The following is a 23,428-nucleotide window of genomic DNA, read 5'->3' as shown; positions in this document are numbered from 1 at the left end:
ACGGCAGTTCCACCACCGGGGCCGCGTACATCGCCGTGCGCGGCCCTCGCCGTCTCCCGGTCTAGACCGCGGGGAGAAGCCACACCGGCACGGGCACGCCTTCGGCGACGCACCTGTCCAGCGTGGCGCGGGCCAGGGCCGCGGCGCACCGGACGCCTTCCACCAGCACCGGCTCGTCCCCGGCCGCGAGTTCCGCGGCCACCCGCTCGATCTCGCCGGTGGCGCCGGTGATGGTCGCCCGAACCGCGCCGATCACCTGCCGGTAGGGCTCCGCGTCGAGATCGACCGGCGAATCGGCGGTGACCTCCAGGTTCACCAGCAGCGTCTCCGCGCTCACCCAGCCCATCTCGTGCACCAGCGCGACCGTGGCCTGCATCAACCGGGCCAGGACGTCGGAAGGGCGGGCGAACGGCACCTCGCGGGCCGCCGCTTCGTCGCGGCCCCTGCCCAGCCGCAGCAGCAGGACCGCCGCGGCCTCGACCGGATCCCCCGTCGCGTCCACGCGCCTACCCGGTCCGCTGGTCGGCAACGGGCTCCTGTGCCCCCAGAGCGCCCGTGCCGCGTCCACCGGCTCGACGGCGGTCACCACCAGCGCCCTGCCCTGCCGGGCTGGCTGCGCGGCTCCTGGACGTCGTTTCGGATGCGATCTTGATGGTCACGCCGGCGGCTTCGGCGGCGCTGAGCAGCAGGCCCTCGACGGCGGCCCGCTCTACCCGGTAGCGAGCCTCGGCCGTGGTCAACGGCGGCAGGCTGCTGCGGCGCAGGTCGGCGATCTGAGGGTCGAGCAACTTCGGGTCGACGGCCTCCGCGAGCTTCTTGTAGGCCCTGGTCATCGCCTGGGCGTGCGTCAGGTCCGACTCGATCGCCAGCAACAGGCCCAGCTGGTCGACCACCTCGGAGTCCGGCCTGAGCCAGTCCCGGCCGATGTGCACCACGCGCACGCGCGCGGTCTGGTGGTCACCTTGGTAACCACCACTTCCAGCCGCATTGTCAAGCAGTTGATCTCCAGTCCCGTGCTCCGAAGGAGTGCGGGGTCCGGGGTCCGGGGCGGGAGCCCCGGTTACTTCAACTACTTGGTTGTAAGTGGTTACTTCTATTGCGTTCCACATCTGGTTCGGGCCTGTTGCAGATGTGGAACCGGTTTTGTGCAGATCTGCAACAGCAGACGAGTTATCCACAACGTGCAGGTCAGACTGACGTTGCACATCTGCAACGCGGTCCACCAGCCCCGAGTTGTCCACAATCCGCAGGTCGTTCTGAGGTTGCAGATCTGCAACAGGCACGGCCGCGGTCTCCCTCGCTCGGGCTTCCCGACGCGTCCTCTCGCGTGCCGCGCGCTCGGCCGCGACCCGCTTCAGCACGTTGAACGGGTTGACCGGCCCCTCGTAGCTCGAGTAGCCGCCGCGGGGGTGGTCGTGGACCGTGAGCGTGCGGAACGTGCGCACCTGGGGCTTGGCCTCACCGGGCACCCGAACCGAGCGACGCTCGGTCGACACCTCCTCGATGAGGCCGAGGGCGAACAGCGGCTTCATCGCGCGCCACACCGACGTGCGTGAGCGGTGGGTCAGCTCGCCGATCTCCTCGTCGGTGAGCTTGATCTGACGGTCGGGATCCTTCTCCAGGATGCACATCCTGATTGCCCGGTAGACGCGCACCGAGGCGTCGGGCAGCTCCGGGTGGAGGTCGATCCAGTCCCACCCCAAGGTGTAGCTGGGCTTGCCTGCTTCGGCCGAGCCGATCTGCAGGGTTTCCGGCGGCTCGCCCCCCGGCGGGGCGGCGCGGTGGTGGTCGTTCACGACGTGTCCTCGTCTCGACACGCGGCTGACCCTGTTGCAGCACACCGGAAACCACCAGTACGCTGAACGGCAGCCGCAGTGCTATGGGAAGCGTTCTCCTGCGGTCTTGCGTCCGCCCGGTGTTAGCCGCACCGGGCTTCGCTATGTCTGGGGGGAAGTTAGCCCGCCAGCGTGTCCTGGGCCACTGATCCGTCCGGGTGCGGCGTGTCGCCCAAGTGCCGGACGCGGATCTGGGCGCGGTACCGGCCGCCGACGCGAACCTGCTGGTAGTCCGCCAGTCCGGCGTCCACCAGTTCCTGTACGACGTTGCGTACCGCCTGCTTGCCCTGAGGGCCGTTCGCCATGAGCCGGTGCACGTCGGGCGCGGGCGCGTTGTCGCCCACGGCCTTCACCAGGTAGGCGTAGACGCCCTTCGCAGCCCAGGACAGATCCGGGTTGGCGAGCACGGCGATCAACGCCGCTTCGCCCGCTGCGTCCTGGGCGGAGTCCTCGGCGGGCGGTGCGCTCGCGCCGGAAGTCGATCTCATTACTACACCTCACCGTATCCGGTTACCAGACACGGTGACCGTAGCACGGTGATGACTTGTCCGCGATCTTGCGCTCGGGGCGGTGGCGGTGCAGCGCCACCAACACCCCGCAGCGCTAGGCCTGGTCGCGCTCGGGAAGAAGGCTCGACGCCGCCCGCCTCGCCACCCGGAACGGTCCGCGGGGCTCGCCGCCGGCAGCCTCGGTGGCCCACCACTCCCCCAGCGTCACCTCCGGCGTCCGGTTGACGACCGTGCCGATCAGCACGCCGCCGTAGGCCACCCACCACACCTCGTCATCCGCGTAGGGAACGGGCGCGAGCGCCAGCCTGGTCGCCGAGTCCGCCATCAGCCGTGCCAGCACTTCCTCGTGCGCCCGGTCGACCTCGTGCGCACACGGCGACGGCGGGTCGAGCACGAGCGGCGCGGGTGCGTACGTCCTGCGCATCCCCTGTCACTTCCTTCCCAAGGGCAACTGGTCATAGTGCAGCACGATCCGGTCGGACGGCCCGATGACCCGCTGGAACTCCAGCACCGTGCCCGCGCGGTCCCGCACCACCCGCTCGACCACCATCAGCGGAACGCCGGTGCTGGCCTCCAGCTCGGCGGCCTCGGCCGCGGTGGGCATCCTCGCAGTGATCATCTCGTCGCTCATGTCCGGCGGGTGCCCCAGCGCGGTCAGCAGGCCGAAGGCGCCGCCGACAACCTTGGTGTTCTCGGCCAAGCCCGTGCCCTCCACCAGGGCGGCGGGGTACCAGACCATCTGCACGTGGTGGATCCGCTCGCCCAGCATCGCGTGGCGACGGCGGTAGACCAACTCGGTGCCGCGCGGCAGGCCGATCGCCTCGGCCAGCACGTCGTCGGCGGGCACCCGGTCGAACTGGACGAGCACCATGCGCCCGTCCAGGCCCTGCTCGGCGCAGGCCGTCTCCCACGGACCCCGCTCACCGCCGGGCGCGAGCACCTTCCCGTAACGGCTCAGCGGGATCCGGACCGTGTCCCGGTCGATCACCTGGGCGGTGACGCCCCGGCCCTGGCCCTGCTTGATCAGGCCCTGCTCCGCGAGCTGCTTCAGCGCCGAACGCACCGTCTGACGTGCGACCTTGTAGTGCCTCTGGAGATCACCGATCTTCGGCAGGAAGCCGTTGGTCGCCCGGAACTCACCCTCCTGTATCCGCCGCCGCAGGTCTGCGGCGATGTCGCGGTAGCCACTCATCCATCCCCTCCAACTGTCGCTCCGGAGAGTAGTCGCTTGACAAGTTAGTGGCTAGCTCCTTACGTTAAGGGCTAGCTACTTAGCTCGCAGTCCAGCGGACAGGGCACCGGCTTGACCATCAGGCACAACGAGGCGGAGGAAACCGGATGTCGCTCGGCGGAACGATCACCCAACCGGGCCACGATGTCCCCATGAGCGCCCCGACCAACGAAACCGCACCCACGACCGAGACCGCGCCCGAAAGCGCGGTCGAGGACCAGCCCACAAAGAGGTGGGCATGGGTTCAGAAGTTCAGCGACGTCCTCACCGGGTCGCCGGAGTCCGACCCGATCCGGTCGTTCTCGGCGTTCGGTGTCGCGATCTCCACCGCAGTGATCTCTTACGAAACCCTGCACAACCTCGCGCAAGGCATGGGGTTCAGCACGCCGGCCAAGCAGTTGTTCCCCATCGGTATCGACCTGGCGGTGCTCCAGTTCACTCGTGCCTGGCTCAACCGGCGCTTGGCAACCAAGACCCGCGATTTCGCCAAGAAGGCCGCGCTGTTCTTCATCACCGCGTCGGTGATCGGCAACGCCATCTGGCACATCGTGGACTTCGTGCGAGACCGGGGCGGCATCGTCAAGCTGGTCAACGACTTCGACTGGAAAACCAGCCTGCCCGCCCTGGGCTGGCTGGCGGTGATCGTCACGTTCTCCGCGCTGATGCCTCTTGCCCTGGGCCTGTCCCTGCACCAGGTCGCCCAGATTTCCAGCGACCGCGCGAAGGGCCGTGAGGAGCGGGAACGCGAAACCGTCGAGCCTGTTGCGCGACGGAAGAAAAACGGCAGCGCCCCGTCTACGAAGGCCGCCAGCAAGCAGTCCACGACGACCAAGCCGCCAGCCGAGCCGGAGGTTCGCAACCCCAGGGCCGACGAGTCGCCGACCGAGGTCTTCGAAGCGGTCACCGACCCCGAGACGGCCGCCGACGTGGACGGCGACGCGGACCTGCCGGTGGACATCAGCCTGGTCCGGCAGTACGGCGAGAAGGCGGCCAAGGCCATCCAGATCTGGCGCTCCAACCTCGCTGCCCGCAACGGGCAGGGCCTCTCGTTCCGGGAGGTCGACCGCCGGATCGGGTCGACCGGCTACGCCGACAAGGTGATCAAGCAGTACATCGCCGACCACGGCGACCCACGCGAGCAGGTGACTGGAGACCCGGCAGTCAGCAGCGGCTGAGCCCCGCATCACCCCCAAGGAGTGAGCGATGAGCAACAGAACACCGGCAGCAGCGCCCCCGCCCACCCCGAGGGGATGGCGACGTGCGCGCCGACCCCGCCACATCGTGCGTCGACCCGTTCGGCGCGGCGTCTCCCTGCGCACGGTGAAGAAGGTCGGCCGCGCGCTGGGCGTCGCCGCGGCTGCGGGAACGATGGCCGCCCTCGGCCCGGCCGGCGTCGCCGCCGCCGCCGCCACGGTCACCGCCGCCGGCGGCGGCGCGGTGGCCGCCAAGGTCGCCCACCGCCGCGCCCGCGCACGCCGAACGCAGCCGCGGATTCGGGGCCGCCGGGCGCCGAAGACCACGACCACGACCACCACCCAGCGTTCCCCACGTGAGCGAGTACCTGGCTCGACCGGCGAGCAGCGCACCACCCGCCGTCGCCGGCAGGGGCCGGCCACGCTGCCCCCGCGCCGCCGGCCCAGGCTGGTTCGCCGCAGGAAGCCGGCCGCCGAGAACACGACGTCGCCGCAGACGCGTAAGCGTCCACCCGTCCCGAGCTCACCCCGCGCGGTGAAGAAGCAGGACGGTACCGGCACGCCCCGCCGTCCGCTGTGGTCGCGGCTGGTCAAGCCCAAGTCGCCCGCCAAATCCCGCCCCGCCACGAGCGCTTCCACCACCGGGAAGCCCGCGGCCGTCAAGCCCAAGCCCAAGCCCGCAGGATCCAAGCCCGCCTGGGTGAAGTGGCGGCCCATCGCCCCGAAGATCGCGGGCAAGCCCAAGCCCGCCGCCTCGAAGTCGCCCACGTCGAGCAGGCCGAAGGCCGCTCCGACCAAGCCCAGGCCCGCCACGTCGGTGCCCAAGCCGACGTCGAAGCCCGCCACCACCAAGTCCAAGAACCCCGCCGGCAAGAAGCCGCGGAAGCCGCGGAAGACCACAGTGAAGAAGGACCAGCCGAAGCCGTCCCGCCACGCGCGCCGCCTCGCGGCGGCGGCCAACCGCGTGCTCGCCCGCCGCGAGCAGTACCGCAAGAGCTGGTACGACGAGGTTGCGTTCAAGTGGGGCGACGGCTCCAAGGTCGACTGGGAGGCAGAGGGCCGCAAGCCCCACGAGACGGTCGACGCCACCCAGCCACCGAAGCCGCGAGCCGTCCCGCTGCCACGCACAACCGCCAAGCCCGTCAGGTTCCCGAAGATCAACACCCAAGGAGGCACCGTGTCCGCGGAGCAGGTCGTCACCAACTACTTCGACGACGCGAAGGAGGCGCTGGAGGCCGCGTTCGCCCGCCTCACGCAGGACATGGGCGCGATGCTCGAAGGCGAGCGCGCCGACATGAACTGGACTCACGTCGTGGCCACCGGCAAGGAGAAGATCGAGTTCTTCGAGACGTTCGGCCGGCTGACCAGGGAGTACGCCGCGCTGTTCGAGGACAAGCCGGCCATCACCGGCGCCTTCGGCGAGACGCTGGCCGAGCTGGGCCAGCACGTGCACGACACCGGCGAGAAGGTCACCGAGGCGATCGACCTGGTGAACAACGCCAACGCGGAGCTGGTCAGCCACGTCACGGACCCGCAGGCCGGCTACCAGATCTTCAACGCCATCAAGGACTGACTCGACCCAGCAGGGTCCGGCACCGAACGGGGATCGCCATGAGCTACGACGACTACGACTACGAGGAGGAGACCGCCGCTCCCTGGTGGGCCTTCCCTCCCCTGGCCGCGGTGGGGCTCTACGCGGTCAACATCGCCACGACCCTGCTCGACGTCGACGCGCTGTGGGTGGCGGGCATCGGGGCAGCGGCGGCGACGGGTATCACCGTCGCCGCCCGGTTCGAGGTGCTGGAGCCCGCCGTCCGGCCGCACGTGACCACCTACGCCGCCGCGACGTCGGTCTACGCGGCGGCGTGGTCGACCTGGGCGACGGCCACCTCGCCGTTCTCGCAGCCGTCGATCATCTCCCTGCTCATCGGCCTCGGCGTGGCGTGGCCGCTCTACAACGTCGTGCGCCGCGAGCACCGCGAGGCACTGGAGGAGATCGCCCTCCAGCACATCGAGGTGCAGGAGGAAGAGGAGCGCATCGCCCACGAGCAGGCCTTGGCGCAGATGGAGGAGCGCTACCCGCACCTGGTCCTGGAGGCCGCCGCCGCCGTGAACCTGAAAGGTCTCCACATCGAGCGGGAGATCATCAACCCGGCCGGGTACACGCTGGTCCTGCACCTGGACAACGGCACGACACCGGCCACGGTCAAGGCCAGGTTGCCGCGCCTGGAGCAGGAGGTCTCCCGGCTCTACCTCAACCGCGACGGCGAGGCCCTGCCGACCGGGTCGGTCACCCTGGAGCAGAAGAAGGGCTCGCCGGCGTTCGAGATCCTGTTGCACGTCCGCGAGCGCGACGTGCTCGGCCAGAACCACCCGTTGGAGTACGACAGCTCCCCGCTGTCGTGCCTGCACCCCTACGACATCGGCCTGTACGAAGACGGCGAACCGATCATGGTGAACGACGCCGGCGGCCACGAGTGGATCGTCGGCAGCATCGGCTCCGGCAAGGACGGCCTTCTCAGGGTCAAGTTCCACCGCTGGACGCGCATGGTCGACCAGGTGCTCTGGGTGCTCGCCGAGGACAAGTTCTGGCCGATGGTCGCCCCGTGGCTCCTGCCGTGGGCTACCGGCCGCACCGACAAGCCGATCTTCGACTGGGTCGCCAACTCCCGCGACGAGATCGACCGGATGCTGCTCGCCGCCTACAAGGTCGTGGACTACCGCCAGGGCATCTACCGCACGGGCGACAAGCTGGAGATCAGCCGCCAGCTCCCGGCCATCCGCATGGTCGCCAACGAGATCCACAAGATCCTCACCCCGACCTACAAGCTCGTCACCCACCGCGGCGACACGATGACGCGCTCCGAGATCTGGTACGAGATCGACCGCCTCGGCCGCTCCGAAGGGATGTGGGAGACCAAGGCCGGGCAGCGCCCCGTGGGCTACGAACTGGGCTCCAAGGGGACCAGCATCAAGGCGGTCACCCGCAACCGCTACATGCTCGGGCCGACCACGACCAGCGAGGCGACCTACGCGCTGGACTCCCTCAAGGGCGTCGACCTGTCCAAGCTGGAGTGGCCCGGCAACCTCTACGCCAACCTCGACAAGGTCGTCCGCCCGATGGCCGGCCGCGTCCGCAACTTCCCGTACGAGGACGTTCCGGAAGTCGCCATCGCCCACACCCCGCTGCGTCCCGACCTCGACCACGGCACCGCCCAGTTCCTCGGCCAGGACTACGAGGAGCGCTGGACCGACCCTGCCCGCGTCGCCTACATCGCCGACTACTACCGCAGCGCCGACGGCGGCGGGCGCGAGGTCGTGATGGCCGGCACGACGCGGCAGAAGACGGCCGAGCGCCCCGCCACTCCCCCGCCGGCCGCCCGGCCGACCCCGGCCGCGACCGCGAGCGAAAGTGCGCTCGGACCGGTTCCCGACTTCGCGAAGGCAGCTCGGGAGTCGCTACGTCGTCGCGGAATTCCGGTACCCGACGAAAAGCCCTCGGGAGAAGTCGGCACTGTTTCAAAGCCGAACGACACGACGGACCCCGACGACCCGTTCAGCGCGATCGTCGGAAACTGGGAGGTCACCACTTCGGAGCGTGAAGTTCCCGAACCGCTGAAGACCATCATCGAGAAGTTCCCGACGCAGCAGTTCGTGTCATCCGCAGACCTCGCTGCGGCGGTCGGCGTAACCCCCACCGAGCTGGGCTTGACGCTCGCCCGCCCCCCGTTCAACATCCGCCGGGACAAGACCGCCGCCCGCCGCCCGGAATACGGGATGCAGCCCACGCGCGGATTCGACATGAACCAACTCCGCGCGGTCGCCAAGGAGTTCCTGCGGGGGGAGCGCACCGCAGACTGACTCTGCACTCCGCGCACGAAGGGCGCCCGCCGACGACCAGCTCGGCGGGCGCCCTTCGTCGTGTGCGCCGCAGATCGCCGCAGAGTCGCCCGAGCCTGCTCGGCGCAGACCGCCCGACCTCGCAGCCTCGACGCCCGCAGAGCGAGGGCATGGTGCAGCAGGCGCTCCGTGCCGATCCGCAGACCCGACCGTGGCCGTGCGGGCGGCCGGGAACCGGTGCCGGACCACCAGGTCGCAGGCCGACGAGCTGCAGAGGAAGGGGCGCGCGCAACGTGGACCTGGTGCCCGGCCACCGCGCCGCCGATGGGCGTGCGGACCGCTCACCGCCGCGTTCCACACGATCCCGCCCGAGGGTGCCGCGCGCTGGTCGATCCGTCACGGGTCACCGGCGGGTGTAACGGGTCGCCCCGCGGTTGCGGTCCCCCGGACGCCCAGAGGGGGGACGTCCCCCCTGTTGTGCCGCTACGTCGCCTGGACCCGTCACATCCGTTACAGAGCAGGTCAGAGCCGTTACAGCGTCCCGCTACACGGCCGATACGCGACGTTGGGCGTTCCGGGTGTGTCACGGCACGGCGTTACGGGTTCGGGTGTGGCCCTCGGCTGATCCACCGATCCGCCCGAGGCGGACGTCGACCTGGCGACGGGGCGAGCCGTGCGACCCGGCTGGCGACAGCGGGGATCACTCCGGGCGGGATGCCCCGCTTCGGATCCGCGCTCTGCGGCCGCCCGGTTCTGCGGTGCCACGTCGCCCGCGGTCCGAACTCGACCACCTGGGCGTTCTGCACTCTGCACTCCCCCGCGACCTGCGGTCTGCGGGTCACTCTGCACTCTGCACGAGCTGCGCGACCTCGACTCTGCACGCCCGCCAGAGCGTTCTGCGGACTCCATCCCGCAGGACGCTCGGCGGGACGGCCGGTCGATCGCAGAGGTCCGCCAGCCGCACTGCACCTCCCGCTCGGCGGTGACGGGCTACAGCGCAGAGCCTGGGTCTGCGGTGTGGGGGGCGACGAGTCTGCGGTGGACCACTGCAACCTGCGGGGTATCACCGTGCGTCGTCCCACCCCCGATAGGTCACCTCGAATGGAGTTCCGGCCGATGGTCCGGTCAATTGGCAAACGATCGTATTGTTTTTGTTTTAAGTGCTTCAGTCTTTGAGTCCGATATGCGACCATAAGTCCATGAAGGACACGGTGTCCTCGTTGGCGAAGCTCTACGCGGATTGCATCGGCGACGAGTGCGAGAACTGCGGCGCGGGAGTGGACGAGCGTTGTGTCCGCCCCTCGTTCAAGGGTGAGTTGGTCGTCCGACAGACGCCGTGTCTGGCAAGAATGAAGACCGACGTGAAGCGTAAATCCCCGGCAGGCTCAGCGCGCCCGCCGTGCCAAGCGGCAACGTTGTTCTGATCGAGGTTCCGCGAGGGTGTCCCGCGAATGTCTGGAGAGCGTGAGCGTGAGGCGGCGCAGTTCACCCGTCTGGCCCTATTGACGACGCGTTGAGTAGTGCGTAACGTCTCGTGTGTCAGCAACACACGAACTGCCTCACCGGAGGAGAGACGTGCACACCGCTGGAGACCTCGCGAAGCGAGCCGCCGAAGCCCGCGGCCCGCAGGACCGGCAGCAGATCCGAGACGAACTGCGCCGCGACGGACACACCACCCTGGCCGACACGCTCGGCACGATCGGCCACCGCACGAAGTGAGCGACCGCGAACCGCATCCCGGAAGGGGAACCCGATCATGACCACCATCTCGGCGGCACCGGCTGACGTTCTCGCGCTGGAGGAGACCACCGACGCCGTAGCGGTGGAGTACGCCACCGCGGACGGCCAGAACGCCGACACCGACTTCTACGACGTCTACGCCAGCGACGGCGGCGGTGGCGGCAGCTACTTCGACACCCTCAGCCGCGAGAACCTGCTCCTGCTCCACTCGCGCGGCAAGGTCGAGATCTTCGACCGCGTGACCCGTGAGCCGTGGAACCCGGAGACCTGCTGACCCGCTGACCCACGTGCCCGGCTCGCCATCGCGGCGGCCGGGCACGCTGCGTTGACGGGGGAGTGGGCCACCATCCCGCCCATGACCGCAGACCAGCTCCCCGAACGGCCCGACATCACCGCGGCACTGGCCGCCGACGTCGCCACCGCGTTGGAGGGCGCCGACGTCGACGCAGCCCAGCTCCCGCCACCCGCGGACTACATGGAGCGGGTCTTCACCTGGATGAACCGCGCCGCAGCCCTGTACGAGTCCCTGGTGGTGGCCCTGATGTGCTCCCCGGTCGACCTCGAACGTGTCGCCGCCGCCGTCGCCCGTTCGCCCCACGCCGAGCTGATCAGGGTGCGAGCCACCGACATGGTCAAACCGGGCTGCGTCCTCGTGGCGACGCCGTGCGCCTGGCTGAGCACGGCGGATCCCGGTCCGTGGCCGGAGCCGGCCTCATCGACCCCGTAAACGCCGACGAGGCCCCCACGCCCCGGCGAAGGGGAGTGGGGGCCTCGTTCATCGCCCGGCGGTGCAGCGCCGGGCGATCAGGGGGCAGGTCATCCTGCCTGATCGGGGGATCAGTGCCGGGACGCGGGCCGGTTCTCCGGCGCGTCCTGCGCCTCCAGCTCGGCCAGCGTCTTCTTCAGCACCTCGGCGACCAGCGCACCGGCCTTGCCGTCGTCCAACTTGCCCAGCACCGGGGCGAGCGAGGCCAGCAGGTTCGCCACGGCCGGGATCTCCGACGCCTTGGCCACCGCCGCCCGCGCGGACGCCACGTGCGACGCCTTCACGCCCGCGACCTTCAGCACGACCAGCAGCGAGGAGACCAGGCCGCCGACGAGCAGCGCCCGCCAGTCCGCCTGGCCGACCTGCTCGGAGGTCTCCTTGGCGGTGTAGATGCCGCCAAGCGCCTGGACGAAGGTCCAGCCGACGCGGTCGAGCAGGTCGGCGAGGTCCAGCTTCTTCAACATGAGCATCCTTCGTGTTGGGTGAACGCGTCCGGCCCGTAGCTCGTGCTACGGGCCGGACGCGGGAGAGCGGGGGAGTGGGGGAGGGTCACACGCTGAACAGGTGCGCCCAGTCGTCGCTGTGGCACTGACCCCACAGGGTCGTGTGGTTCGGCCGGTAGCGGCGCTGGAACTCGGCCATCGCAGCGGTCGTCGGCGGATCCCACCGGCCGTCCGCCCACTCGGGCCGCCGGTCCGACGTGCACCACAGCGCCTGGAGCTTGCGCTGGATCGCCGTCACCCAGCCGCGCTCGTGCGCGTAGTAGCCGCCGTGCTGGCGCTCCGGACCGCGCCAGTCGCCGAACCAGTGCCCCGGCTGCAGCGGCCACGCCGGGACGGACGGACGCGGGGGAGCGGGCGCCGGAGGCGGCGTGACGATCCCACCGCCGAACCCCGGCAGGTTCCACGCGCGGCCGTCGTCACCGCCCTGGCTCGGCGCCTTCACCGAGATGTGGAAGTGCGACCGGTGCTTGTTCTCGCCGTAGTACGTGACCCAGCGCGGGTTCTCGAAGTGCCAGTACAGCCCGTTGGCGATCAGCTCCAGGATGCGACCGTCGCCGCTGGCCACCAGGACGTCGGTGAACTTGTCGATGTCCATGCCACCCGCGGGGTCGTGGGTGATGTCCATCGCCCGCACGATCCCGTTGGAGTCCGGGTTGTGGAAGCTTTGGGTGCGGGCGTGCGCGGCGTCGCCGATCGTGCCGTCGCTGATCTTGGACCGGTTCGGGCAGGCGGCGTTGATCTGGTTCCGCAGGGCGGTCAGGGAGTGCGCGAGTCGCCAGCTCATCTACTTGTCCCCTTCCTTGCGCAGCGGAGCCAGCGGCTGCGCCTCGGGGAACTCCGGCACGGTCCGGTCGACCGGGTAGCCGCAGATCCCCTGCCGCTCGTCCAGGTCGTCGTTCTCGACGGACGGAGTCGGGATGTCGGGGTCGTAGTCGTCTTCGACGGGGTGGTCCACTGTGGACGTCCTCCTGTTTGCGGGCGCGAAAAAACCCGCCAGCGGGTGCTGACGGGTCGGGTGTGGGGGAAGCGCGTGCGCGCTACTTCTGGAAGATCAGATTGATGACGCCGGTCACGACGCCCGAGCCGAGCAGGGTCATGAAGGCGAGGCCGGCCGAACCGCGCCACGTTCTGCCGTGGCGCTGACCGTGGGTGAGGTCGTCCTTCAAGTCCCCGACGTCGCCCCTCAGGCGGACGATCTCCGCCTCGGCGGCGGCCGTCCGTCCGGCGACCGTTTTCAGCTCCTTGACGTCCGACTCCAGGCGCTCGATGTGAACCTGGTGCCTGGCCAGCGTCTCGCCGTGCCGGTCGAGCTTGGCGTCGATGCCGTCCAACTTCGCCTCGACCCGGCCGAAGGCGTGCTGCACGCCGCTGAACCCGTCATTCACGCCGACCGCCCTTCCGGGTCGCCGGCTGCGGGCTCGCCCGAGGTCGCGGGCAGCGGGTCGCCCACCACGACGTGCTGCCAGTCGACCGCGCCCAGACAGGCGCCGGTGGCGGGGTCACGTCCCGGCCACGCCGTCGAGACGACGCGGTAGTGCACGTCGCCCACCGCGATCTCCTGACCCTCGCGCAGCGGCGCCGGGTACCGGCCCTCGCTGAGTAAAACGCCGGCCCCGTCGTAGACGCGGATCGCGGCGGTGGGGGAGCCGTGGGTCAGGCGCAGCCCTCCGACCATGCCCGGTACCTCCGGCGGGGAGCTGGACATGGTGAGCTCGGCCGAACCTCCGTCCTCGGCCACCGCGATGTCGATCAGCGTGTGCTCCCAGGACGGATCGAGACCGGGCAGCACGATCGCCCGCTGGAGCAGTTCCGAAAAGGACGTCGGCAGGAACGTGCCGCGGTCCGGCGTCACCGTTACGCGGATGGTGTGTGAAAAGTGCGACATTCGACTGTTTCCTTAGAACGGAGCGACCCACTCGATTGACGCCCAGGTGCCACCGAAGCTGAGGCCGAGATCGAGCGTCACACCGGAGGACTGGAAGACGTCGAAATACACGCTCGCTCCGGCGGCCAACGACACGGGCGGCGACTCCACCGTGTAGAAGGCGTCGAACGCGCTGGGCGGGGGTGCGCTGTAACCCGCGACGGTGTTTGCGTTGCTCGTGCCGTTGACGAAAATCTTGGTCGTGCGGAGCCCGGTGGCGTTCGCAGACCAGTCGGTCCCCATGCGGATGACGTACTTTCCCGACGTCTGCACGGAAAACCTGTTGGCGGAGCCCGGAGTCCACAAGTTGTCAAAGTCGTAGACCTCGGCGTGCCAAGGCACGATGAGGTCGGTGGAATTGTTGACCGGCTGAGGACTCGTCAGCTTCACCATCGCCATAGGCTTGTGCGACACCCCGCTCGCGGCGGGCTTACCCTGGGTGAGTTGGGTCAACGTGTCGATGTTGACGGACAGGTTGTTCAAATCCGCCTGATGGACCAGGACTCCGTCCACGAACGATGTCGGCGAACTCATGGCGGGCATGGAGGTGACGTCCCTCCTTTCCTCAGTAGATCGGCGTGGTGCTGGACCCGAGAACGCCATGAGTCGGATCGCCGAGAACCCACGCGCTCGGAACAAAAACCGGCGAGAGCTGAAGTTCCACAGTCCACCTGCCGATATCGGGATCAGTGGTGTGGTTGATCTGCTCCACGTAGTAGTCGGCGCTGGTGACGAGTCCGCCGGTACGGCGCTTCACGGTGACCCGAGTGCTGATCTCCAGGCTGAGGATCGCCGGCCACAGCGCCGGATTCGCCGCCGGGTCGAGCACCATCCGCTCGACCCGCACCCGTTGCTGGCTGTAGCGGTGCAGGTAGAACCTGCCGGCTTCCGTGACCTGGTCGTCCGAGTCGGCCTGCATGGCGTGGGACAGGATGCGCTGCCCGAAGTCGGCCTGGGCCGCCGCGTTGATCAGCGGCGGGAAGGCGTCCTTCCCCGGTCGGCTCAGGTTGACCTGGGAGAAGGTGAACGTGGGGTCGTAGTCGGCGGCGAAGTCCACGTAGGGAAGCTCTCCGGCGTCGACGTCCTCTCCGAATGTCCACTGTGAACTCTGGGTCTGGTAGCGGGATTCGCGTGTCTCGAACACCACGACGCCCGACCGGTTGGCGTAGAGCAGACCCCGCTCGGACTCCTGGATCTCCTGCAACACCTCCAGCAGCATCCGGCCGTGGTAGTCGTGGTCAGCGGCCATCCGCAGCCGCCCGCCGGTCGCCACCAGCGTGGGGCCGTCCCAGTAGGCATCGAGCAACCGCTGGACGCGGCCACTGCTGGACTCGCCCACGTAGCCGACGCCGCGCTGGTAGTGCGGCCACAGGTCGCTGCTGAACAGCCGCCGCGGGTAGAAAGCCCACCGCCCGAAGGACACCTGCGCCTGTGGATGCCCCTCGGAGGTGGCCACGGCCACGTGCGCCAGCACGGTCATCCCCAGGGTCGGCGCGGACGGCTGGGTGGCAGGGGTGCTGGTGTCGACAAACTCGCCGTCGAGGTAGACCGACCAGGCGCCGCCGTCCCATCCGAGGGCGAAGTGCCGCCACGGGCCGTACACGTCCGCGCCGTACAACCCGTTCAGCGAGTAGTTGGCGGTGATCTCACCGGTCGGGTTGTAGAAGAACAGCAAGTTGCCACCGTTGGAGTGCACGTTGGCGTACGGGCGCAGCGGGCGGCCGAACGTTCCCGGCAGCACCGTCGAGTCGCCGGGCTGGAACACCCCGACGCCGCCGATCTCCACGAACCCGGCCACCGGGCGCGCCCAGAACTCGATCGTCGCGCCGGCGGTGTGGTCGAGGGTGAACGGGCCGTCGACCAGGTCCATGATCGTCCACTGCTCCGGATCCCATCCGCGTCCCGGCGGGTCGGTGGCGTTCTGCTGGGTGAACACGGGCGCGGGCGTGCCGTCCGGGTGGCTGTCGGAGGCCCAGTTGATGCTGCCGCGCGAGCTGATGCGGTACTCCGGCCTGGCGGTGGTGCCGATGCCCAGGTCGGTGCTCGACACGGGCGGCGCGTCGTTGCTGAGCGGCAGGTAGATCGACGGGTTGTCGCCGAGCACCACCGCGTCGTAGCTCTGGCTCACCGTGGTGCGCGACAGGATGCCCAGGGCGTCCACCGCGGTCAGCGGCCGGATGCCGCGGGTGCCGTGGTGGTCGTACTGGATGGGGAAGCGCTCGATGTAGCCGGTGTAGATGTCGTAGGGGACCGGTCCGGTGTCGCTGTAGGGCGAGGGGTTGAGGGCCATTTCGAGCTGGGTGCAGTCCACCCAGAAGCGCGGCGCGGCCGTGCCGACGCCGTAGATCACCACCGGCTCCAGCGTGTCCACGCACTGCCAGGTCACGTAGATCCGCGTCCACCGCTCGCCAGTGGCAGGGCTGGAGGTGTGCACCGCGCCTGCGGCGTCGGTGACCTGCGCGTACACGGTGACGCCCGGATCGGCCCAGACGTACGTGCTGAAGGTCATCGTCAGGCCGGGTGCGGTGTCGAACCGGTCGACCACTCCGGACTCGGCTCCGGGCGCGGTCTGCGTGACGCGCAGCGACCGTGGCGCCTGGAACCAGTGCAGGGTGGACCAGAGGCGGCCGGCACCGTTGAGCGACTGCCAGCGCCCCGTGCCCGAGCTGAAGTTCGGGTCGCACCCGGCGGCGGCGTTGATCATGTTCCCGCCGGTGGGCCACAGAGCCACCACCCGCATCCGCCGGTAGCTCTGGATCTTCCGCCCGCCGGTCATGAACGGCGAGCCGGCGTTGAGCGGGTGCAGGTACTCCAACGGGTCGGTGATGTCCAACATGCACGTCCCGGCGGAGACCTGGTCCAGCTCGTACTGGCGGCCGCGCTGGGTGACCCACTGGCGCACGACGTTGCGTCGCACCGGGGCGTTGAGGCTGACCCTGTTCGGGCCGGGGACACCCGGCGGCCCGGCGGTGAAGTCGGCCTCGAACAGCACCACCGGCCGAGCCGGATTCGGCAGGGTGTTGGTCAGGGTGCTGACGGGCAGCGGCGTCGCGCCGCCACCGGCGATCTCCGCGCTCGGCCTGCCCGTGCGGGTGCCCGCGGGCCGGTCACCGGTGACCGTGTTCCCGATCGCCGCGCTCGGCCTGCCCGTGCGGGTGCCCGCGGGCCGGTCGCCGGTGACCGTGACCGGAGCGCCGTTGAGCACCCTCGCGTCGGGCGCGCCGGTGCGGGTGCCCGCGGGCCGGTCCACGACCTTGACGTCCTCGTTCTCGCCCCGGTAGAGGACCAGGCCGCCGGCCCAGAACCGCGAGGTGCTGAGCACTGGGCTCCACTGCTGCGCGGCGGTGGTGTCGGTCGGGATCTTGTACGCACCCTGCACCGAGGCGTTCGTGGAACCCGCGGGCGCGAACGACGCGGTCAGGGTGTGCCAGGAGTCGCCACCTGCGGTGTCGGCGTCCTCGGTGTAGACGTCGGTCGACAGCGCGGTGCCGGACAGCAGGCCGACGACCATCAGGGAGGACGGCGGCTCGGCGGCCGGGGTGACGGTGAAACTCGGGGACGCGCTGACGCCCGTGCTGGGCGGCCCCGCCTGCCACATCCAGGCGGTGGGATGGGCGCCGCTGAACTCGTCCACCGCCAGCGCGTAGTGCTCTTGGTCGGCGGGGTGGGTGACCGTGATGAGGTCGCCCGCGAGCAGAGCCGTGGTGGTCCGGCAGGAGAACATCGCGTTAATGCCCAAGCTGCTGCCGTTGTGGGAGAGGTCCAGCTGGTAGGTGTTGCCGCGCGAGTCGGCGACGGACACCACGCCGGTCCCGTAGCCGTAGGCCGCGAACCGCACCACGAGCAGCCGGCCAGCGGCCACGCCGCCAGCCGGGACGCTGACCGACAGCGTGGTCGCCGTCGTGGAGACCGAGCCGGCCGTGCCGACGTTCTTGACCCAGCTGAGTGGAGCCACAGCGGATCACCTCCTCCGCTGTCGAGCCGTCACCGACCGGTGGTCCGCTACGGGTGGAAGATCAGGGCGATGCCCTGCGCGGACCACTGGTCGCTGAACGTTCCGCCCTGCCCGGCCTGGTCCGACCCGAAGTCGTGCAGGGCCAACAGCGGCTGTGTGGCGGCGGTTCCCGGCGTGCGGTCGGACAGGACGAGGTACCGGGCGCCGCTGAACGTGGCGGCCGCCCACGACGGGTCGGCCGAGTCGAACATCGTCACGCCGCGGCCGACGTTCTCCCACGTGACCCCGCCATCGGTGGTGGTGCTGCCCACGACGGTGCTCCACGCGGGTGCCGATCCGCCCGAAGTGCCGGCGGTGACGGCCCGGTACAGGAAGCCATTGGCGGCCGCCGGGCGCACCACCCACTCGACGGCGTACGCGGTGGACGCCGTCCAGGAGGTGCCCCACGAGTTCGCCGCCGTGTAGGTGACCGCCTTGCTGCTGAGGCTCACCCCGCCCACGGTGTAGCCGCCAGCGGTCGGCAGCTCGTTGGTGAGCGACGACACGAAGGCGTGGGTGTCCAGGTTGGGGACGTAGGCGGAGGTGTGCAGCGTCGCCACGATGTTGTCGGCGAGCCAGTCCCACTTCTTCTGCGCCGCGAGGGCGAGCGCCTGACGGTAGAACGTGGCCATCGAGTTTTCCTTTCCTGATGGGGGGGTCAGCCGCCGAACGCGGGGTTCAGGCCAGGGCCTGCGTTGCGGACCGCGTAGCGCAGGACGGTCTGCTGGACTGCGCGTTGGAGATCGCGCTCGGCGATCACCGTGCCCTCAACGACCACCTTGACGTTGACGACCTGGCCTCCGCCGCCACCCCCGGAGGGGCCGGGAGTGAACCGGGGGGCGCCGTCGTTCTCGCCGTCGTCAGGCCGTTTGGCGGTGATCGTCAGATTCCCGGCGATCGCGCCCGAACCGCTCGCGCTCGCGGCGATCTCCTTGGTGAACTCCCGCACGAACCGGCGCACCCGGTCGCCGCCAGCCTTCAACGCGGTCAGCAGACCGCTCATGATCGCGTCACCGGCGGGGATGAGCAGTTTGCGGTCGACGTCGAGCGGACCCTTGTTGGCCTGAATCCACGGTCCGATGCCGACGATGAAGGACACGACCTCGGCCCACTTGGACTTCAGGCCGGACAGGAAGCCCGACAGGGTGCCGTTGCCGTGGCTCCACAGCCACCCGCTCGACCCGCCGAAGATCCGAGTGATCGAGCCGGGCACGCCGGTGAGGAACCCGAGCACGTCGCCCAGCTTCGACACCGTGCCGGACCTCACCGCCTCCCAGGCCTCCCCGAAGATCCTGCGCAGTGCCGAGCCCGAGTCGGACGAGATCACGACCGTGCGGCCCATCTCGCGCTCCGCGGCCAGCCGCGACGCCAGCAGCTTCGCCTCGGCCTGGAGCCGCATCGCCTCCAGCTCGGCGGTCACCGCGGTCTTCGTCTGGGCCGCCTTGCCCGCCGTGCCCTCGCGGAACGACTCCATCGCGATCTCGCTGTCGGTCTTCAACTGGCCGAACCGCGACCGGAACACGAGCACGATCATGTCGAGGTCGATGCCCAGCGCCTCGGCCATAGACCGCAGTAGCGCGCTCGCCGCGTCCTTCAGGCCCTGGAGCATCTGCTCGCCGCTGATCTTGGACTGGCCGAACTTCTCGGCGAACTTGCTCCTGATCCCCTCCAAGTCGATTCCGAGCTGTTCCGACAAGCGGCCCATGATCCCGGACGACGACACACGGAAAGATTCCAGCGCAATTTCGCTGTCGCCCTTGGCCAATCCGAATTTGCGCCCGAACAGACCTCGGATGAAATCCAAGCCCTGGTTTGTCGCGTCGCCGATCAACCCGAGCTTATCCGTGACCCGGTCCTTCAGCTCATCGAAGGTCAGCACGGCACCGTATTTTATCTCCATGAACCTCTGGGCCAGGTTGTCCTTGAAAGTGGACGTTTCCTTTTGGCCCAGGCGGTCCATGAGGCGAAGGTGGGCGGGCACCTCCAGCCCCAGGGACTCCATTATGCGGTTGACCTTTTGGCCGGATTCGATGAATCCGTCGGTGAACTTCGCGTGGACGCGGTCGAGGTCGACACCGAGGATCTGCGCCAGGCCCTTTCCGAATCCTTGAAACAGCGCCCCCAGGCTTTTGAGCCCGAATTTCGCCAGAGCCAGGAGAATTTTGAAGAATCCGCTGAAGATCCCTTGGAGCCCCTTCCATACCAAGCTCCAGTCGCCAGTGAAAACGCCACGGAAGAAGTCGATCCAGCCCTTGAAGAATGTCTTCAGACCGTCGACTATGTCGATGACCAGCTCTACGAAGTACATCACGACTTTGCCGATGGCGGTCCAAACGAAAACGGCCGTGCGCCACAGGTCGAACAGTTTCGTAGCGAACCAAACAACGGTCGGAATCACGTAATCGCGGAAAATGCGAAACGCTTCTTTGATGTGCTCCTTGATTGCCGGTCCGTTGTCCTGGAGCCAGGCGCGCAGTTTGTCCAGCATATCGCGCGCGTGACCTGCGGCGACCGCGATGTAATGTTTGATCACCGGCGCGTGCTCGCGGATTTCTTCAACGAAGGCGTGCCAGGTCTTGATCAGCTCGAATTTGACCAGGTTGATCCACGGCGTGAGGATTTCTCTCAGTTCCGCGAAAAGCCCCCGCATCCAACGCGCGAACGGCTTGACCAGCCGTTCGACCAGGTCGAACCTGTCGGCGAGGGCGTAGAGTGCGATCCCGATGGCCGTGATCGCGATGATGACCTGGGGAATACCTGTGGCCCACATTGCCGCCGCGAACGACCAGACCCACGCCGTGGCCACGGACAACGCCAGCACGAGACCCACGCCGATAGCCGTCGCGAGACCCCGCGCAGCGCCTTCGTGTTCCAACAACCAGGATGTCGCCTTGGAGACGACGTCCATTGCCCTGCGGAATCCGGGCAGGAGTTCCATGCCGACCTTGGTTGCCAGTGCCTGCACGCCGGCGGTCGCTTCCGACATGGACTGGTTGAACGTCTCCTGGATGTCGGTCCAGCCGAGAACGTTGCCGCTGGCGTCGGCCGTGGCGGCGGTGATGTTCTTCACCGCTTCGGTCGTGTACGCGGTGTTGTGGCCGGTCAACATCAGGGCCACGTTCAGGCCGGTGGCGTCACCCATGACCCGCCTGAGCGCATCCTGATAGGACTGCGCCGCCGGGGTGCCCTGCTTCAGCAGGTCGGTGAAGCCGCTCGCGCGGTCGGACAGGCTCATGAACTGCTTCGCCAGGCCCGCCTGATCGGACGGCAGCGCCTTCATCGCCGCCTTGTAGTCGCCCAACGAGATAGTGCCGTCGCGGTAGGCGATTGCCAGGTCCGCCACTGGCTTCGGCATTGCCTTGATCATGTCGTTGACGGCGGCCGCGGCGTCCTTGCTCTGATTGAACGCGTCGAGCATGACTTTCCCGCTCGGACCCATCTTCGACAAGATCGTCTGGGAGAGGAGGTTCAGCGTGCCGGTGAGGCCCTTTTCGCTGACCATCTGCGCGAGATCCTGCGCGGACAGCCCGAGCTGTCCCAACTCCTTCGCCTGAACCTGCGTCGGTGCGAGCATGTGCCGAATGGCGTCGGCGAGGTTCTGCGCGGCCTGCCGGGCGGACATGCCGTGCACGGTCATCGACGCCTGCGCGCCGACGATGTCCTCGAACGAAATCTTGGCCGACGACGCGATCGGCAGCACGGCCGACAGCGAGCCCGCCAATTCCTGCATGGTCGTCTTGCCCTGCGACGTGGCGACGATCAGCTTGGTCGTGACGTCGGCCGCCGAGTAGCCCATGTGCCGGTAATCCGCCATCACCGACGTCACCGCGTCGGCCACGGTCACCAGGTCGGCGTTCTCCGCCTTGGCGCCCTGCGCGGCCGAGCGCAGGATGTCCAACCCCTCGGCACCGTGGTAGCCCGCCGAGTTGACCCTGATCAGGGCATTGATCAGCTCGTTGGTGTTGTAGCCGACCTCGCCGGACATCCGCAGCAGCCCGTCGCGGACCATGTCCAGGTTGGACCGCAGCTCACCGGCCGAGGTGACCAGGCGGGTGGTGCCCAGCTCGAAGTCGCCCGCCATCTTCACCGACATGCCGGTGGCGACGGTCGCCACCATCGTGAGCGCCACGGCGGTGTCGGCCAGCGCCTGCCGCTTGCCCTCCAACGACTTGATCGACCGGCCGGCGGTGTCGTCCAGAGCCTCGGCCATCGCGTAGTTCGCGGCCGTCGCCTTCCGTTCCTGCTCCTCGAACGCGCTGGCGAGCTTGATCGTCTGGGCGCGCATCCGCTCGACGTCGTCGCGCTGCTTCAGCGCGGTCTCCTCCATCGACCGCGAGACCACGCCGTGCGAGCGGACGATGAGGTCGCCTGCCTCGGTCTGGGCGTCCACCTGCCGGCGGAGCGCCTTCTCCAGGTCGACCCCGGACTTCGCGGCCTTGGTGTGCGCCTGCACGATGCTCAGCGCGGTCTCGGTCGTCCGCCGCTCCAGGGTCAACTGCGCCGTGGCCATGCGGTTGGCGGCCGCGACCTGAGCCGCCGCCGACTGCGCCGTGCGGGCGGCCAGGGAGGCGTGCGACGCGGCGGCACGGTTGTTGGCCACCACCGTGGCGGCGCTGGCCTGCTCTACGCGGGCGATCGCCGCCGCCTCGCTGGCGAGCGTGCGGTGGTTCGAGGCGACGATCCGGTCGTTGGCCGCCGCGACCTTGGCGGCCATCCCGGCAGCCGACGCCGCGATCTTGTGGTCTGCCTCGGCGACGCGAGCCCCGGCGGCCGCAACCTTGGCGGCCATCCCGGCAGCCGACGCCGCGATCTTGTCGTCTGCCTCGGCGACGCGAGCCCCGGCGGCCGCGACCTTCGCGGCCATCCCGGCAGCCGACGCCGTGATCTTGTCCTGCGCTGCGGCGACCTTCGCCGCGGTCGCCGCGGACGCGGCCTCCAGGCGCAGCTGTGACTTCGCGGCCCGCTCGTGCGACACCACCAGCGCGTCCACGCTCTTGCGCAGCTTGGCTTCCAGGGTCGTGGCGGCGTCGGCCGCGCCCTTCTCTGCCCGGACGATGGCCGCCATCGAGGCCTTCACCCGTGCGGCGAGCTGGGCGGCGGCAGTTCCGGCGCGCTGGTAGGACGCCACGATCTGGTCGATGGCCTGCGAGGTCCGCTTCGCCGTCGTCTGCGCCGCGATGGCGGCCTGGTTGTAGGCGCGATCCAGATTGTCGGTGGAGCCGCGGACCTGCTTGGCCATGCCTTCCCCGGCCCGGCCCGCGGCCGTGAAGTCGGGGATCAGCGAGCGGGCGTTGCTGCTCAGCTTGATGTAGAGGTCTGCCACCTCCTGCGACACCGCGCCACCACCTCCTCGGGGAACTGCTCGGGACGATCAGCGAGGAGGTGGGTGGCGCGGCGTTGGCGTCAGAGCCTCAGCCAGTCACCGGCGCCGAGGATGCGCCTGTAGACGTGGACCGCCGGAATGGTCACGACGAACCGCGCGGCCGGCCCGAGGAACGGGTACAGGCCGCGGCGGCCGCCGACCGTGGTCTCCAGGGCCAGGCCGTACCGCGAGGACGCGACCTTGTGGACGCGGCCGTTGTAGACCGGGTACCGGTTCGGTGCGATCCCCACCAGGATCTCCTGGCCCGCGGCCCCCGTGACGCGCACCTTCGTGCGCACGATCGAGTTGACCAGCGTCTGCGAGATGATGGCCGGCCCCGACCCCGGCCGCGCCGGGGTCGGCGTGCCGTACGGGTGCCGTCCGCTCGACGCGTTGATCCGGGCCTGGTTCACCACCAGGTCGGCCAAGGCCACCAGCGTCTGCTCGCTGCGCTTCACCGCCGTGGCACCGAGATGGTCGAACAGCCGCCGCATCCGGGCGGGAGTCAGCTCGACGGACACCAGCACGCAC

21 protein-coding genes are annotated in these 23,428 nt (G+C 69.2%); 6 read left to right on the top strand and 15 right to left on the bottom strand.

The features are described from left to right. Positions 1-61: 61 nt before the first annotated feature. From ACRAKH_RS35090 to ACRAKH_RS35070, 5 genes are all read right to left on the bottom strand, one after another. Positions 62-502 carry a hypothetical protein gene (locus ACRAKH_RS35090; protein WP_380719049.1) on the bottom strand — a complete coding sequence of 147 codons (441 nt, stop codon included), beginning with the start codon at positions 500-502 and terminating at the stop codon, positions 62-64. A gap of 4 nt (positions 503-506) precedes the next feature. Then, complete coding sequence (locus ACRAKH_RS35085; protein ID WP_380719047.1) at positions 507-1,796, bottom strand: hypothetical protein; 1,290 nt, start codon at positions 1,794-1,796, stop codon at positions 507-509. Between the two features lie 158 nt (positions 1,797-1,954). Further along, positions 1,955-2,323: a hypothetical protein gene (locus tag ACRAKH_RS35080; RefSeq protein ID WP_380719044.1), complete on the bottom strand. Its 369-nt coding sequence runs from the start codon at positions 2,321-2,323 to the stop codon at positions 1,955-1,957. 115 nt (positions 2,324-2,438) lie between these two features. Then, complete coding sequence (locus tag ACRAKH_RS35075; RefSeq protein WP_380719042.1) at positions 2,439-2,768, bottom strand: hypothetical protein; 330 nt, start codon at positions 2,766-2,768, stop codon at positions 2,439-2,441. A gap of 6 nt (positions 2,769-2,774) precedes the next feature. Next, the gene (locus ACRAKH_RS35070; RefSeq protein WP_380719040.1) at positions 2,775-3,536 is read right to left on the bottom strand and encodes a GntR family transcriptional regulator; all 762 of its coding nucleotides are present in this window, start codon (positions 3,534-3,536) and stop codon (positions 2,775-2,777) included. A 191-nt stretch (positions 3,537-3,727) separates the two neighbouring features. Here ACRAKH_RS35070 and ACRAKH_RS35065 point away from each other — a divergent pair, with 191 nt between their 5' ends. From ACRAKH_RS35065 to ACRAKH_RS35040, 6 genes are all read left to right on the top strand, one after another. After that, positions 3,728-4,750, top strand: coding sequence for a DUF2637 domain-containing protein (locus ACRAKH_RS35065; protein ID WP_380719037.1), 1,023 nt, complete (start codon positions 3,728-3,730; stop codon positions 4,748-4,750). A gap of 106 nt (positions 4,751-4,856) precedes the next feature. Next, a complete protein-coding gene (locus tag ACRAKH_RS35060) occupies positions 4,857-6,341 on the top strand; it encodes a hypothetical protein (RefSeq protein ID WP_447010004.1) in 1,485 nt (494 codons plus the stop codon). 38 nt (positions 6,342-6,379) lie between these two features. Next, positions 6,380-8,629, top strand: coding sequence for a hypothetical protein (locus tag ACRAKH_RS35055; RefSeq protein WP_380719289.1), 2,250 nt, complete (start codon positions 6,380-6,382; stop codon positions 8,627-8,629). A gap of 1,554 nt (positions 8,630-10,183) precedes the next feature. Beyond that, positions 10,184-10,327: a hypothetical protein gene (locus ACRAKH_RS35050; protein ID WP_380719287.1), complete on the top strand. Its 144-nt coding sequence runs from the start codon at positions 10,184-10,186 to the stop codon at positions 10,325-10,327. Positions 10,328-10,364: 37 nt separating this feature from the next. Then, on the top strand, positions 10,365-10,622 hold the full coding sequence (locus tag ACRAKH_RS35045) for a hypothetical protein (RefSeq protein WP_380719285.1): 258 nt from the start codon (positions 10,365-10,367) through the stop codon (positions 10,620-10,622). Positions 10,623-10,703: 81 nt separating this feature from the next. Next, the gene (locus ACRAKH_RS35040; RefSeq protein ID WP_380719283.1) at positions 10,704-11,075 is read left to right on the top strand and encodes a hypothetical protein; all 372 of its coding nucleotides are present in this window, start codon (positions 10,704-10,706) and stop codon (positions 11,073-11,075) included. Between the two features lie 110 nt (positions 11,076-11,185). Here ACRAKH_RS35040 and ACRAKH_RS35035 read toward each other — a convergent pair whose 3' ends face one another. From ACRAKH_RS35035 to ACRAKH_RS34990, 10 genes are all read right to left on the bottom strand, one after another. Next, positions 11,186-11,578 (bottom strand): hypothetical protein, encoded by a 393-nt coding sequence (locus ACRAKH_RS35035; RefSeq protein ID WP_380719281.1) that lies wholly within the window; start codon positions 11,576-11,578, stop codon positions 11,186-11,188. An 85-nt stretch (positions 11,579-11,663) separates the two neighbouring features. Next, entirely contained in the window at positions 11,664-12,401 is a 738-nt protein-coding gene (locus ACRAKH_RS35030) for a peptidoglycan-binding domain-containing protein (protein ID WP_380719278.1), read from the bottom strand. Next, on the bottom strand, positions 12,402-12,572 hold the full coding sequence (locus ACRAKH_RS35025) for a hypothetical protein (RefSeq protein WP_380719275.1): 171 nt from the start codon (positions 12,570-12,572) through the stop codon (positions 12,402-12,404). Between the two features lie 82 nt (positions 12,573-12,654). Further along, positions 12,655-12,948, bottom strand: coding sequence for a hypothetical protein (locus ACRAKH_RS35020; RefSeq protein ID WP_380719273.1), 294 nt, complete (start codon positions 12,946-12,948; stop codon positions 12,655-12,657). A gap of 50 nt (positions 12,949-12,998) precedes the next feature. After that, positions 12,999-13,469: a hypothetical protein gene (locus tag ACRAKH_RS35015; protein WP_447010003.1), complete on the bottom strand. Its 471-nt coding sequence runs from the start codon at positions 13,467-13,469 to the stop codon at positions 12,999-13,001. Between the two features lie 45 nt (positions 13,470-13,514). Next, positions 13,515-14,084 carry a hypothetical protein gene (locus ACRAKH_RS35010; RefSeq protein ID WP_380719269.1) on the bottom strand — a complete coding sequence of 190 codons (570 nt, stop codon included), beginning with the start codon at positions 14,082-14,084 and terminating at the stop codon, positions 13,515-13,517. Positions 14,085-14,106: 22 nt separating this feature from the next. Then, positions 14,107-17,496, bottom strand: coding sequence for a hypothetical protein (locus ACRAKH_RS35005; RefSeq protein ID WP_380719266.1), 3,390 nt, complete (start codon positions 17,494-17,496; stop codon positions 14,107-14,109). Positions 17,497-17,543: 47 nt separating this feature from the next. Continuing rightward, positions 17,544-18,167 carry a hypothetical protein gene (locus ACRAKH_RS35000; protein ID WP_380719264.1) on the bottom strand — a complete coding sequence of 208 codons (624 nt, stop codon included), beginning with the start codon at positions 18,165-18,167 and terminating at the stop codon, positions 17,544-17,546. 26 nt (positions 18,168-18,193) lie between these two features. Continuing rightward, complete coding sequence (locus ACRAKH_RS34995) at positions 18,194-22,870, bottom strand: phage tail tape measure protein (protein WP_380719262.1); 4,677 nt, start codon at positions 22,868-22,870, stop codon at positions 18,194-18,196. Between the two features lie 68 nt (positions 22,871-22,938). Beyond that, positions 22,939-23,418 carry a hypothetical protein gene (locus tag ACRAKH_RS34990; protein WP_380719260.1) on the bottom strand — a complete coding sequence of 160 codons (480 nt, stop codon included), beginning with the start codon at positions 23,416-23,418 and terminating at the stop codon, positions 22,939-22,941. Positions 23,419-23,428: the final 10 nt, after the last annotated feature.

It is taken from the genome of Saccharothrix hoggarensis (genome assembly GCF_052936025.1).
This window is presented reverse-complemented; position numbering and strand designations above follow the sequence as displayed.

Bases quoted from the DNA above. Each gene is read 5' to 3' on its own strand.
- ACRAKH_RS35080 (WP_380719044.1), bottom strand. From the start codon at position 2,323: ATGAGATCGACTTCCGGCGCGAGCGCACCGCCCGCCGAGGACTCCGCC.
- ACRAKH_RS35075 (WP_380719042.1), bottom strand. From the start codon at position 2,768: ATGCGCAGGACGTACGCACCCGCGCCGCTCGTGCTCGACCCGCCGTCG.
- ACRAKH_RS35070 (WP_380719040.1), bottom strand. From the start codon at position 3,536: ATGAGTGGCTACCGCGACATCGCCGCAGACCTGCGGCGGCGGATACAG.
- ACRAKH_RS35065 (WP_380719037.1), top strand. From the start codon at position 3,728: ATGAGCGCCCCGACCAACGAAACCGCACCCACGACCGAGACCGCGCCC.
- ACRAKH_RS35055 (WP_380719289.1), top strand. From the start codon at position 6,380: ATGAGCTACGACGACTACGACTACGAGGAGGAGACCGCCGCTCCCTGG.
- ACRAKH_RS35045 (WP_380719285.1), top strand. From the start codon at position 10,365: ATGACCACCATCTCGGCGGCACCGGCTGACGTTCTCGCGCTGGAGGAG.
- ACRAKH_RS35040 (WP_380719283.1), top strand. From the start codon at position 10,704: ATGACCGCAGACCAGCTCCCCGAACGGCCCGACATCACCGCGGCACTG.
- ACRAKH_RS35035 (WP_380719281.1), bottom strand. From the start codon at position 11,578: ATGTTGAAGAAGCTGGACCTCGCCGACCTGCTCGACCGCGTCGGCTGG.
- ACRAKH_RS35030 (WP_380719278.1), bottom strand. From the start codon at position 12,401: ATGAGCTGGCGACTCGCGCACTCCCTGACCGCCCTGCGGAACCAGATC.
- ACRAKH_RS35010 (WP_380719269.1), bottom strand. From the start codon at position 14,084: ATGCCCGCCATGAGTTCGCCGACATCGTTCGTGGACGGAGTCCTGGTC.
- ACRAKH_RS35000 (WP_380719264.1), bottom strand. From the start codon at position 18,167: ATGGCCACGTTCTACCGTCAGGCGCTCGCCCTCGCGGCGCAGAAGAAG.